Raw genomic sequence first — 13641 nt, forward strand, 5'->3', positions numbered from 1 at the left:
TTTGCTTTCTACTCATCAGATATTTTTATTCCTTCATTTTCTTATTTATTTCCTTTGTATTCTTTACATCTCCGTCTTATGTATCTGCTATTTCAATTCCTCGTTAACTCCAAGTCATCAATGAAAGCATTCGTTCTTTTAGGATCATTTAAATCAACACTACTCCACTGACTATTTTTTAAACTCAAAACCACCTTATTTGATTTAAAAACCATAAATTAGTTATTTTTTAACCACTTAAACTATTGTTTCACTTTTTTTACTTTACAAACTTCATCACCCTCGCTATTATCCGTCTCGTTCTCAAGAGAACTCGATTCCTCCATAGTTCAGTCGGTAGAACGGCGGACTGTTAATCCGTATGTCACTGGTTCAAGTCCAGTTGGAGGAGCCAAATTTAGAAAAGCCCGCGCTATCACAGTGCGGGCTTTTTGCTTTCTACCTTCTCTATTATCAATACTCTTCCTATTTTTCTTCCCTTATATTTCTCAGATCTCAGTGCCATCTCAAATACGTATCCCTTCATTTTTTATCTTTATTTTTAGTCTTCAATGTAGAGAAAATAACCATTTAAAAATGCTTACCGTTTCATTATTAGATTATCTGTTTTAGAAATACACAATATGTTGTTTATCTATGCACTTAAACAAATATCGTCGATTGCCCTTTGACATATCAAATCACTCACTATATGATACACGCCACTTAATGATGTTCCTCCATAGTTCAGTCGGTAGAACGGCGGACTGTTAATCCGTATGTCACTGGTTCGAGTCCAGTTGGAGGAGCCATTTCTATTTGTGTCACCCTCATAACCTTTTGATTTTATTCTCTGTTTCACCTTACATAATTCCAAAGACATAATAAAAAAATGCGATTAAATGGTAGCTATTTAATCGTTTTCGTATTAGCATTCGTTTCCGGCTTGACTATCTAGTCCAATCCAATCCTTGATCTTTCGATTTTCCTAAGACACACGGAGCCGGTATATGACCACTGCACAACCTATCACCCTCACTATTCACCGTCCTGATGATTGGCATGTTCACTTTCGTGATGATGACATGCTAAAAACTGTTGTTCCTTATACCAGTCGCTATTTTGGCAGAGCTATTGTCATGCCAAACCTTGTTCCACCAGTTACAACGATTGAAGCTGCTCGTACTTATCGTGATCGCATCAAAGCGGCTATTCCTACGGGAGATAACTTCGAACCGTTAATGACTTGCTATTTAACAGATAGCACACTGCCTTCAGAAGTCGAACAAGGTTTCTTACAAGGTGTTTTTACTGCTTGTAAACTTTATCCTGCGAATGCAACAACTAACTCTAGTAATGGCGTATCAGATATCACCAAGATTTACCCTATCTTAAGTGTGATGGAAAAAATTGGTATGCCATTGCTGATCCACGGTGAAGTAACGGCTTCAAATATTGATATTTTTGATAGAGAAGCTCGTTTTATTGATAGCGTTATGTCTCCTGTACGCAAGCAATTTCCTGAGCTAAAAATTGTTTTTGAACACATTACAACTAAAGAAGCAGCTCAGTATGTGTTAGAAGGAAATGAATATCTCGGAGCCACCATCACTCCGCAACATTTGATGTTTAACCGCAATCATATGTTGGTTGGTGGTGTTAAACCTCATCTGTATTGCTTACCTATTCTTAAACGCAACGTCCATCAAGAAGCACTAAGAGAAGCTGTTGCATCAGGAAATTCTCGCTTTTTCTTAGGTACAGATTCTGCACCTCACTTACAACACCGCAAAGAATCATCTTGTGGTTGTGCTGGAGTATTTAATGCACCAACCGCACTGGCAGCTTACGCAACCGTATTTAAAGAACTCAATGCATTACAACACTTTGAAGCTTTCTGTTCTTTAAATGGCCCTCGCTTTTATGGTTTACCTGTTAATGAAGGAACAATCACATTAACTGAAAAAACGATTGAGGCTCCAGCGCAAATCCTTTGTGGTAATGAAGCGCTTATTCCTTTCTTAGCAAATGAAAATATTCATTGGGATATCACTGTCAATTAATCCGTCCCCTTGATATTTATCTAAAATGCACCATATAACATTTGTTCGACTGTTAATGGTGCATTACTCTTTTATCAGAGCCAGCACACATTTTTTTGTTATAGCAAAAATTTATCTTTTTAATCACGATAAATCTCGTATACTGAAAAGTAACCACTTTGTGTGGGAACTTCTCTCTTAGTCAAAACCGGCTGTATGATTAGGAGGTATTATGAGTAGAAAAAATGAAGTTATTCAGACACATCCTGTTGTAGGTTGGGACATCAGTACCGTTGACATCTACGATGCCATGATGTTGCGTTTACATTATCTTCCTGAAAACGAACATCATCCAGAAAACGCAGTTGTAGATAAGACACTTTGGCTCACAACAGATATAGCTAAACAGTTGATTCACATTCTTCAAGCAGGTATTGATAAAATTGAATCATCTGAAGATTCTGTTTCAGACAACACCAAGCACTAATAAAAAGTTCTAGAAAAGATAGTGAACGCAAAGCAGGAGTACTTGGTACTCCTGTTCTTATTTTTACCTCTCTATAACCCATCATCACATATTGGTTATATCCATATATAAACCAATCCTTACGATATAAAAATAATTAGTTATATTAATAAATTAAATTTCATTTAATAGAAAAACAATCATAGCCTTTTTATTCGATATATCTTCAAAAAAAGAACATATAAGCCGAATTGACATAAAATGAGGTTATCTTTATTTTAATAAATTAAAACGGCTACAAACAAGGAAGTTATTTGTGAAAGTATTAATTATTGATGAATGTTTTTTTACTCGTAATGGTATAAAACATTATTTTTCGAAGAAAAATGTAAGACATGAAATAATTGACATATCATCTATACAAGAAGCAAATAATTATATTAATCACTCAATGCCAGATATTATATTTATTGATCTTACAAGATATTGTCGGGAAATAGCACATTGCCCACATTTGCAGTTTTTTTTCATTTCAACAAGAAGTTGTCGCCTTTATCTTTATATTGATGCAAATTATCCAGACAAAGAAAGACCTATCGCTTTGACAAATAACTGTTTTATTCTTCCTAAGAAGATACTTCCTTGGGTGCTTGAAAAGACATCTTTATTCACTTCTCGTTGCCAAGTTTTCTTTCCAACGTATAAACATTCATTATGTTCTATTTTTAGTTTACAAGAACAAAAAATAATTAATTATTGGATGAATGAAATACCTAATCACCAAATTGCTAAAAAACTGTCCATTAGTAGTAGCACCGTATATTCACACAAAAGACATATTACCGAAAAAATTAATGTGAAAAATCGTATTGAATTATTTTTTATATATAACATTTTAAAATATATATACGAGAAATAATCTTATTACATTTAAATAAAAAAATATAACAGAAGAAAAAAGGAGTCCAATTCCCATTATTACTCACTGTAAGTGAGGTGGCTAATATGCGTGTTGGCCACCTTAAATTTATTATAATATTATGTATGTAGGGTACATATAATATTAAAATAATTGAACTGATATAGCTCTATCTTATAGAAGATAAAGTAAAACTGATTTTTATGCGATCACTTCACTCTTGTTTTAATAAAGAGTGAAGTGATTATTTAAAATACCAAATTGATAATTAAGCTATACGCTCAATTTTAGCCGGTAAGCCTTGACGAACAGATGCGCCAGATACCCAATCTAACCACGTATTAGTGACTTGACGTGTTGGATCAGCAAACCCTAAATCATTAAGATTGATACCATTGCCAATGCCTTTATCCATAGGTAATGGTTGTTCATCTAAGTAATGCTGACGAGAGCCTAACTCTTGATGCCCATATCCATGCTCAATTGCTAAAACACCCGGCATCACGCCATCGAGTAAACTAATCTCAGCTTCAACTTGCCCACCTGGTGTAACGATGCGAACTTTATCACCATGATTAACACCCCATTTTTTACCATCTTGAGGATTAATTGCGACTAAGTTACTCGGTTTCACCATTCTTAAACGTTGGATCATGCCTGTTGAACTACTTACCACATGAGATTTAAAGGACATTAATTTTAATGGCCATTGCTCTTCAGGATAGTGCTGATGAATATCACTACCATCGGATAAACGCGGTGGATAATAAGTCGGGCAGCCACTATAACGTTCACCGGTTATTGCGTGATGGTTTTTCGCAACTTCTTCATTCCAAATCTGCAATGGTTTTTTCCACTGTGGTCCAGTTTCATCACCATTCCATGCTTTCTCATAAGGTGCAAAACGACCACCTCGTGTATAGATGTACGCAACTTGAAGAACTTCTTCATTTTTTAGCGTTGACGTTATCGCTGGTAAAATACGGTCTACACCACTCAATAAAATATCTTCATTGGTTGCTGGTGCAACAGGTTTCTCACCCATAAATGCCATATTGGCTGCAACACGTAAATAGTAGTCTTCTGCACTATTGATTGGATAAAAGTTACCATCCATATCTTCAATTGCTTTCTCACCAAAGCCGGGTAAATCTAAAGCTTTTGCTACAGCAATACAGAATGTTTCCATTGAAATTGGTTGACCATCTGCTGTTTTTGCAACACGAGGTTCGATAATCGGCCAACGCGCTGTACTTGCTTTAGTTTGAACACCAGACCAAGGTGCGCTAAAACCCCAGCTTTCAAAGTTATGCGTATCAGGAACAATATAATCGGCCAGCGCTGTAGTTTCATTCATAAAGGCATCAATACCAATAATTAAAGGTAGATGCTTCGGATCTTTTAGACGCTCTTCCATCACTTGGCGAATACCTGCAATCCCATAAATAGGGTTGGTCATATTCGTTATCCATGCTTTCAATGGATAAGGATAACCAGCTAATGCAGAACCTAGTTGCTCAGTTAATTGTCCAGCAGCAAACGGATACCAAGGTGCTTTTGCAGGATATGGAGATTCCCCTTTCTCTACACGCTCACGGTACTCATCAGATTTTTCATAGGCTGCTTTACTGCGTGATAACACCATACCTTTTGGTTTAACTTTACCTTTAAAGCTATCCATTTTGTAACATGGCCCGTCAGTTGCACCATTAAACTTACCACCACCAACAGATACCCCACCTTTCAGGTTTAAGTTACCTATTAGCGCATTAAGCATAATCACGCCCCACGCTGTATAGAAACCATTACCACTCATCATACCGCCATGAGAAATAACCGCGGCTTTTCGACCATATGCCGTAAATTCACGCCCTAATGCAGCAATTGTTGTTTCTGGTACTTTACAACGCTCACTGTATTCTGCCAGCGTCATACGTTTAGCAGCTTCATCAAGTAATTGGAAACTTGATTTAACCGTAACAGTAGCACCAGTTTTTAATGTCACAGTATGCGTAGCAAATAATTGTGCTTTATCAACTTGAGTAGATGGAACTAATTCTCCCTCAAGTGATAAAACTAAGGTTTGTTCTTCACCTTCTGGAACATCATTAAAATGTGCTGTTGTCAGCATTTGCCCTGATAGAGGATGTTTTTCATCACTGATCACAAGGTGAGTCGCATTCGTCCAGCTCTTCTCACCTACATTTTTCATTGAAGCTTCGCTTGGCACTGACAGATATTCTGCATTGTAGCGTTTGTTTTCAATGATCCAGCGGATCATCCCCATCACTAAAGCCGCATCTGTTCCCGGTTGAACAGGAACCCAATGTCCATGATCGTTAGCCAATGTCGTTGTTAACGGTAATGCAGGTGCAACAACCACATAATTGAACGAATCACGAATACGGGCATTAGCTAATTGGCGACCTTGACGCTTAAATGGGTTACCTGATTGTGCCGGCGATGTTCCTAAAAACAGCGCGAATTCAACGTAATCCCAATCAGGTTTAACGTGGGCGTTTTTATCTAAATCATTCATTAACGCACCAGAGCCAGCTCGGTACGCTAATCCACAATAAGAGCCATGGGCACCAAAGTTTTTACTACCAAATGAGTTTTGAGCAAAGCGACGAATAAACGTATCACGCCCATCATCCCCCGCATTTGTCATTAATAATTGGTTAGCTTTAGGGCCTAAAGCAGGTTGTTTTGGATCGATTAAAGTATCTAAATCACGAATGGCGCGTAAACCATCAACATGACCTTCACCAAACAGATCGCCTCCTTCTACAATTTCTTGGATCAACTGCTCAAAACTGATGCGTTTCCATTTACCTTCACCGCGTTTACCTACACGTTTCATCGGTTCAAGAATACGAGTTGGGCTGTCTAAGCTTTCCATCATAGTTGCACCACGAGCACAAGCTGTAGAACGGTTTTCTAAACCACTTTCACCGCCCATTTTTTCAAATGCTTCTTTAATTGGCATGTTATAGCCAAAGTGGTGATCATGAGAAAGTGGGTGGTAAGGGTTACCTGCAATACGTAAAACTTTATTGTTTGCTCTATCAACACGTGCACGGACGCCACATTGTGTCCAGCAACCAAAACATTGTGTCATACAAACAGATTGATCTGTATTCGCTTGCCATTTTGCGTCTTTTACAACTTTACCTTCAGGTAATAAAGAGTTTCCATTGATCCTATCAAGTGTCACTTTGCCTGATGTGCCATCAACTAACCCATCTATGGCACGTTTAGCAACATCACGGTAGCTGGCAGCAAATGCGGCAATACCACCGATAACTAACCCACCTTTAAGCCATTGACGTCTTGTAAACTTAGCCATGCTGCACTCTCCTGACAACCCAACGAATACTTTCTCTAAATAAAATGGTTAACGCTATCCACAATCCAAATGTACCGACAATTGCCATCAGTCCATCATTACCTAGCGTAAACTCATAAGGGTTTGTAATTATGTTATATTTTGGAATATATTGAGCCCCCATCAACATCAACCAGCGTAATACCCACGCAAGTCCCATTGATACAAATGCCATGATGGTAATAAATGCAACCGAACGAGCTTGTTTTGCCATCAAAAGTCCCATCGCGACAGAGATAACCCATAGTGTGATAACCCCCATGGCACTCCACCAGCCAAGACTCCCCATTGCTAATTGTTCTCTAATTGCTTGGCCTGAAATCGTATCACCAGCAACCCAAAAGCCCGTACATACTGCTAATAACATCAGAGAACTTACAAACCACATCGCTAATTCACGCTGATGTACTGGTTCACGACGAGTGCCTAATGCCAGCAATGTCGGTAACACTTGCATTGCACTAAAGAACAGCAGTATTGGTAACCAGTAGGTATACAACACAGGTCTTGCTTTTAAGATAGATGCTTCACGACCTGTATATAACAACAAACCAATCGCCGTTAATGAGCAAGCTAATGCAACCCAACGCGTTAATTTGTATTCACGCTTCCACACTAAGCGAACAACCATCGCTGCAAAGTAGAGCATACTAAACGCTGAGAATAACGGTAATAACAGTGAACCCCATGCCATCCATGACCACGGTGTTGGATAAGCATAGAAATGCCACACACGAGCTGTTTGGTGTAAATCTGCTGTTAACGCAAGAGGTGCCGTAATACCAGCGGTTACTGCAATAAATACAGCAACCGCTTCTAAACGTTGATTACCTGCACTACCTTTCCAGCACTGCCAGCACGCATAAAGCGTCGCACTACAAGCAATACCAATGAAAAAGAAATATTGCACAGCCCAAGGTAACCAAAAATATTCTTGAGGGATCGCGATGACTTCTTGAATTTGAGAAACTTGAGGGATCATGAGTGAACCTCCTGCTGCCATAATGCGGGTTGTCCTTGACCTGCTAACGGTTGTACAAATGCATCATCGAGGCCGAGATAGAAAACTTGTGGCAATGTACCGCTTTCTGGTTTTAATACTTTCAGCTCTTTTTCATGTGTACGCAGCATTTTGCTGATAGTGCTATTAGGATCTTTCATATCGCCGATAATACGAGCACCACCGACACAAGATTCAACGCACGCTGGCAGTAATCCAACTTCGAGGCGATGTGCGCAAAAAGTACATTTATCTGCTGTTTGTGTTGAGTGATTAATAAAACGAGCATCGTAAGGGCATGCTTGAACACAATAAGCACAGCCAACACAACGTTCATTATCAACAACGACAATACCATCTTTACGTTGGAAAGTTGCTTGAACAGGGCAAACCGGCACACAAGGTGGTTCATCACAGTGATTACACAATCTAGGCAGTAAGACGTTGGTTATCCCCTCTTGCCCCTTGATAGCAACCTGATATTGGTTTACTGTCGTCCTAAATTGTCCTTGAGGAGTCTGATTTTCAATATTACAGCTTACTGTACAGGACTGGCATCCCACACAACGGCGTAAATCAATCAGCATTCCGTAGCGTTTATCTTCCGAGCCCTCACGACGCTCAGGTGATAATTTAATGCCGGCTTCAGCTAAAGGAACCAGTGAAGCACCAGCAGTAAGGACCCCTAATTGTTGTAGAAATTTTCGTTTTCCAAGATCCATATTTGTCTCCAGCATCACTCAATAACACAATCTCACTATGAGTGAAGGAAATAGAAATTAAAAAGTATGTGTTTTGTTATAAGTGCATTGTAAAAATTACTGAAGACGACACCTATTGTGGTTTACCACATACCAAGTGCGAACTTGATCCAAGACAATATTTAACATTAGATATTTATGACGATAAAACAGACAATTGGGATAAGAAACGTAGTAAGCATCGGGTTATTACTGCTCTTTTTTATACTTCCTCTACAAGCCACTGCAAAAGAGTGGACAATCGGTGTTTTAGCATTACGTGGTGATGCATCAACGCAAAGACACTGGCATCCACTTGTTGACACCTTAAATGAACAATTTCCGTCAGAAAACTTTGTATTAGTGCCGTTAAATCTGGAAGAGATGAAATTAGCGGTTGCAAAGAAAAATGTTGATTTCTTACTCACAAATCCTGCGCAATTTGTTCAATTAGATAATGCATTTCCCTTACGTTGGTTGCTCTCTTTACGCTCCGGCTATGAGCCTGATAACACAACACGAAATGTCATTGGTAGCCTAATTCTCGTCCGTAACGATAGCCCGATTACTTCCGCCCATGAATTAATCGGAAAACGCGTTGGCGCCATCGCACCAGATGCCTTTGGCGGCTATCTTCTAGGTTACAAAGCACTACGAGAAGAAGGTATTGATCCTGATAAAGATTTCACATTGCGTTTCACGGGTTTTCCAGCCGACGCTTTACTTTATCTCTTACGTGATGAAGATATTAACGCAGCAATTATTCCTGTTTGCTTACTGGAAAATATGGATCATGAAGGGCTTATTCGTAAAAGTGATTACCGCCCAGTGATTTCCTATCAAACCAATACCCCTTGTTTAACCAGTACACCGCTCTACCCTAATTGGTCATTTGCAGCGCTAGATACCGTTCCTGATGAGCTTGTTGATAAGGTCACTCGCGTTTTACTTACCGATGACAGTAAACCGATGAAATGGGGAGCGCCGGCCTCCCATACACAAGTTGAAAATCTATTAAGAGAAGTCAACCAACATCCTCGACAAAGGCAGCTTTGGCAAGATGCGAAAAGTTGGGCTATTCAGCACCAATTTATTATTGGCCTTTCATTAGCTGCTATCCTCTTTCTCATCCTAAACCAAGTGTGGGTCAGCTATTTAGTTAGGCGTCGTAGTCGCCAACTGGAACAAGCTCACAATCGATTAAGACAGCAAAAGGAAGAGTTAGAACACGCTCAACGCTTAAATATATTGGGAGAAATGGCATCCGGGTTTGCTCATGAGCTTAATCAGCCACTTTCTGCTATTAAAAGCTATGCGCAAGGGAGTGTTATTCGCCTTAAAAAAGAGAATGAATCGCACCCATTGCTACCTGCATTGCAACAAATAGATAAACAGGCACAGCGCGGTGCTGATATCATTAGAAATCTACGTTTATGGGTTGGAAAACAGACACCTAACACCGATACGATTTTGCTTTCTCATCAAAATATTGCAGAGTGTATTCAACATATCTGGAAGCTCTTACGCGTAGAAGATAAATACCCACAGGTTTCATTGATCACTCATATTGATGAACATGATACCCTGTGTTTACCCGAAACATTATTAGAGCAAATTTTATCGAATTTAATCACTAATAGCCTGCAAGCTGGCGCTAAAGTACTAAAGATTAGCACCCATAAGGCCCCTGATAGGTTGCTTATTGTCATTGAAGATGATGCGGGTGGAATGAGCCATAGCCAACTTGAACACCCCTTTTCCCCATTCCAAACAACAAAAACGGAAGGACTTGGATTAGGTTTGGTGATTTGCCAACGTTTATTGCTTTCTCAAGGTGCTGATATTCATATTGAAAACCAAAAGAATGAACAAAGTAAAGTTGGAATAAAAATTACACTTATTTTCCCTAACAAAAATAAATAACGGAGAAAAAATGCCAACAATTCATCTTGTTGATGATGATCTTGCTGTCACTGATGCTTGTCAGTTTTTATTAGAAAGCTTAGGTTATTCAGCCCATGTTTGGAATGATAGCGAGTTCTTTATCAACAACGTCAATCTCTATCAACAAGGTGTTGTCTTGTTAGATATGAGAATGCCAAAACCCGATGGCAGACAAGTCCACCAGCATTTAATTGATAAACACAGTACACTTTCTGTGATTTTTTTAACTGGTCATGGCGATATTCCTATGGCAGTTGAAGAGATCAAAAAAGGGGCTATCGACTTTCTACAAAAACCCGTTGATAGCAATGCATTGTTATCTGCATTAGATGTTGCATTTCTTGAAACCAATACGCGTTTTACCGCACACGATATTCGCCGCCGTTATGCGTCACTAACCCCTAGAGAAAAAGACATTGCTTATTATGTTATTCAAGGATTAATGAACCGAGAAATAGCAGAAGTTGCTTGTGTTTCAATAAGAACTGTCGAAGTCCATCGAGCAAAAGTGATGGATAAAATGGCAGCTAAAAATATTGCTGAATTGGTGACCGCATTACAAGGTATCGAAATAATTTCACCTAATTTATGACAAAATTTCTTATCTGCGCTAAAAAATGTCACAATATAAGACGTTCATTGGAAAAATAGTAAATAGATAGGCTTATGATAAAGTCACCTCCATTTAAAAAATCATTTTTGCAGCCTAAATATTGGCTGACTTGGTTCGGGATTGGATTACTCTATATTCTGGTTCTCCTTCCTTATCCTATCATTTATTGGCTAGGGACACGCCTAGGCCGTTTTTCGAAAGTTTTTTTAAAGAAACGCGTCCAAATAGCGGAACGTAATCTTGAGCTCTGTTTTCCACAGATGCCAAAAAGTGAGCGGGAAGCCTTAGTTAATAAAAATTTTGAATCTGTTGGTATGGGATTATTCGAAACTGGCATGGCGTGGTTTTGGCCTGAATGGCGCGTCAAACGTTGGTTTAAAGTCAGTGGACTTGAAAATATCTCAATGGTTCAAGAAAAAGGACAAGGCATTTTGCTTATTGGCATCCATTTTCTAACACTTGAACTGGGTGCTCGAATTTTTGGTATCTATACCCCTGGAGTCGGTGTTTATCGCCCTAACGATAACCCCGTTATGGACTGGCTACAAACATGGGGTCGATTACGTTCTAATAAATTTATGATCGACAGAAAAGATGTCAAAGGCATGATCCGCAGTTTAAAAGCAGGTGAAATTGTTTGGTATGCGCCTGACCATGATTATGGTCCTCGTAAAAGTGTTTTTGTACCTTTGTTTGCTGTTGATAAAGCGGCAACAACAACGGGGACTTATATTCTGGCAAGAACCAGCAAACCCGCATTAATTCCATTTACGCCCAAACGCTTACCTGAAGGTAAAGGTTATGAGTTAATTATCTCACCACCTGTTGCGGATTTTCCTGTTGATAATGAGGAAAATGCCGCTAAAGCGATGAATAAAGTGGTTGAACAAGAGATTTTACGCGCGCCAGACCAATATATGTGGTTGCATCGTCGCTTTAAAACTCGCCCAGAAGGTGACGCTTCTTTATATAACGAAATAAAGAAAGTACACTAATCGCAAAGTGGCTGCTTTATTCCAAAGCAGCCACTTTGTAATATCACGATATACTGCAATAACGATAATAAAATCAATAACAGTACAAGCTGTAAACTCCTGCAAAACACATTATAAGAGCAAGACTTATCGCACTTATTCTGTATCATGGCTATATTCTTATTCATCATAAAATAAGAAAACCGACTCGCTGTTGCCACGCTCAACATCGCTACGGTTATTTACAGCCTATTTTCTTGGTTTACTCTCTCGTTCTCGGCTAAAGGAGTAACATGGATCTCAAGCCCCGAAATAATTCTTGGAAACGTAATCTCTATGTTGTCTGGTTTGGCTGTTTTCTAACTGGCGCCGGTTTTAGTTTGATCATGCCTTTTCTTCCTCTCTATGTAGAAGAACTGGGTATAACCGATCACGAAGAGCTTAATCTTTGGACGGGCGTTGCATTTAGTATTACCTTCCTTTTTTCTGCTATCGCAGCGCCTTTTTGGGGAAAATTATCAGATAGAAAAGGTCGAAAATTAATGCTATTGCGTTCAGCCCTTGGTATGGCGATTGTGATGGTATTAATTGGATTTGCACAAAATATATGGCAATTATTAGTACTACGAGCCTTGCTCGGTATATTAGGTGGCTTTGTTCCGAATGCAAATGCGTTAATTGCCACTCAAGTACCTGTTAAAAAAAGCGGTTGGGCATTAGGCACACTTTCAACAGGTGCTGTAAGTGGTGCATTAATAGGCCCTTTAATTGGTGGTATGCTTGCTGATCTCTATGGTTTACGCCCCGTATTCTTTATTACTTCAGCTGTTTTATTTATTTGCTTTTTAGTCACCCTCTTTTTCGTCAGTGAGAACTTCACGCCTGTTTCTAAAAAAGACGCACTCACCACAAAACAGGTCTTTTCATCGCTCAAGAACAAAAGACTTGTGGTATGCCTATTTTTCACCACAATGATCATTCAAGTAGCAACAGGTTCTGTTACGCCTATTTTGACGCTTTATATCCGAGAGTTAACGGGCTCCATCAGCAACCTTGCCTTTATCAGTGGAGTTATCGCCTCTGTACCTGGTATCGCTGCACTTATTAGCGCCCCTCGTTTTGGTAAATTAGGTGACCGAATTGGCCCGGATAAAGTCCTTATCTTTACCCTAGGGCTCTCTATTTTTATGTTAATTCCAATGGCGCTGGTCAGTAATTATTGGGAGCTAGGTGCGCTACGTTTTTTACTTGGTGCAGTCAATGCTGCTATGTTACCTGCGGTGCAAACACTTATCCTATACAACATTACCCCTGCTATTGCCGGTCGAATTTTCAGCTATAACCAAGCACTAAGAGATGTTGGAAATGTTACAGGGCCGTTAATGGGTGCTTTTGTTGCTGCAAGCTATGGATTTAGAGCTGTTTTTTATTTCACCGCAGCTGTTGTCTTTTTTAATCTAATTTACTCTTGGTTAAGCTTTAGAAGGCCACAAGAAAAGTAGTCAAAAAATCCACAAATAAGATCAGTTAATAGTTTTTTTTCTTCAAAAAATTACACTTTTACATTTAAAGGCCC

At 39.1% G+C, this 13641-nt stretch carries 10 protein-coding genes and 2 tRNA genes; 9 read left to right on the forward strand and 3 right to left on the reverse strand.

Annotation, left to right across the window (positions count from 1 at the left end; translation table 11 throughout):
* Window positions 1–318 precede the first annotated feature (318 nt).
* The 5 genes from DK857_RS06355 to DK857_RS06375 all read left to right on the forward strand — a co-directional run bounded on the left by DK857_RS06355 (window position 319) and on the right by DK857_RS06375 (window position 3406).
* Window positions 319–394, forward strand: a tRNA-Asn gene (locus DK857_RS06355).
* A gap of 321 nt (window positions 395–715) precedes the next feature.
* A tRNA-Asn gene (locus DK857_RS06360) sits at window positions 716–791 on the forward strand.
* Between the two features lie 198 nt (window positions 792–989).
* Window positions 990–2042, forward strand: a complete 1053-nt coding sequence (gene pyrC, locus DK857_RS06365) for a dihydroorotase (protein WP_109401799.1) — start codon at window positions 990–992, stop codon at window positions 2040–2042.
* 211 nt (window positions 2043–2253) lie between these two features.
* Window positions 2254–2508, forward strand: a complete 255-nt coding sequence (gene bssS / locus DK857_RS06370) for a biofilm formation regulator BssS (RefSeq protein WP_064720401.1) — start codon at window positions 2254–2256, stop codon at window positions 2506–2508.
* A gap of 295 nt (window positions 2509–2803) precedes the next feature.
* Window positions 2804–3406 (forward strand): response regulator transcription factor, encoded by a 603-nt coding sequence (locus DK857_RS06375; RefSeq protein ID WP_075673846.1) that lies wholly within the window; start codon window positions 2804–2806, stop codon window positions 3404–3406.
* Between the two features lie 268 nt (window positions 3407–3674).
* On the opposite strand, the gene ttrA is transcribed toward DK857_RS06375, so the two are convergent.
* The 3 genes from ttrA to ttrB are packed head-to-tail and all read right to left on the reverse strand — an operon-like array spanning window position 3675 to window position 8516.
* The gene (ttrA, locus tag DK857_RS06380; protein WP_109401800.1) at window positions 3675–6755 is read right to left on the reverse strand and encodes a tetrathionate reductase subunit TtrA; all 3081 of its coding nucleotides are present in this window, start codon (window positions 6753–6755) and stop codon (window positions 3675–3677) included.
* Window positions 6748–7776: a tetrathionate reductase subunit TtrC gene (gene ttrC / locus DK857_RS06385; protein WP_075673844.1), complete on the reverse strand. Its 1029-nt coding sequence runs from the start codon at window positions 7774–7776 to the stop codon at window positions 6748–6750. Before ttrC ends, ttrA begins: the two co-directional genes overlap by 8 nt.
* A complete protein-coding gene (gene ttrB, locus DK857_RS06390; RefSeq protein ID WP_072068548.1) occupies window positions 7773–8516 on the reverse strand; it encodes a tetrathionate reductase subunit TtrB in 744 nt (247 codons plus the stop codon). The genes ttrC and ttrB overlap by 4 nt, the downstream gene beginning before the upstream one ends.
* Window positions 8517–8693: 177 nt before the next feature.
* Here ttrB and ttrS point away from each other — a divergent pair, with 177 nt between their 5' ends.
* From ttrS to mdtG, 4 genes are all read left to right on the forward strand, one after another.
* Window positions 8694–10457, forward strand: a complete 1764-nt coding sequence (ttrS, locus tag DK857_RS06395) for a tetrathionate respiration histidine kinase TtrS (RefSeq protein ID WP_109395149.1) — start codon at window positions 8694–8696, stop codon at window positions 10455–10457.
* A 10-nt stretch (window positions 10458–10467) separates the two neighbouring features.
* Complete coding sequence (ttrR, locus tag DK857_RS06400) at window positions 10468–11070, forward strand: tetrathionate respiration response regulator TtrR (RefSeq protein WP_109395150.1); 603 nt, start codon at window positions 10468–10470, stop codon at window positions 11068–11070.
* A gap of 74 nt (window positions 11071–11144) precedes the next feature.
* Window positions 11145–12086 carry a Kdo(2)-lipid IV(A) acyltransferase gene (locus DK857_RS06405; RefSeq protein WP_109401801.1) on the forward strand — a complete coding sequence of 314 codons (942 nt, stop codon included), beginning with the start codon at window positions 11145–11147 and terminating at the stop codon, window positions 12084–12086.
* A 272-nt stretch (window positions 12087–12358) separates the two neighbouring features.
* On the forward strand, window positions 12359–13567 hold the full coding sequence (gene mdtG, locus DK857_RS06410; protein WP_109401802.1) for a multidrug efflux MFS transporter MdtG: 1209 nt from the start codon (window positions 12359–12361) through the stop codon (window positions 13565–13567).
* Window positions 13568–13641 lie beyond the last annotated feature (74 nt).

The sequence above is a fragment of the Proteus terrae genome (assembly GCF_003144325.1).
Taxonomy (GTDB): domain Bacteria; phylum Pseudomonadota; class Gammaproteobacteria; order Enterobacterales; family Enterobacteriaceae; genus Proteus; species Proteus terrae.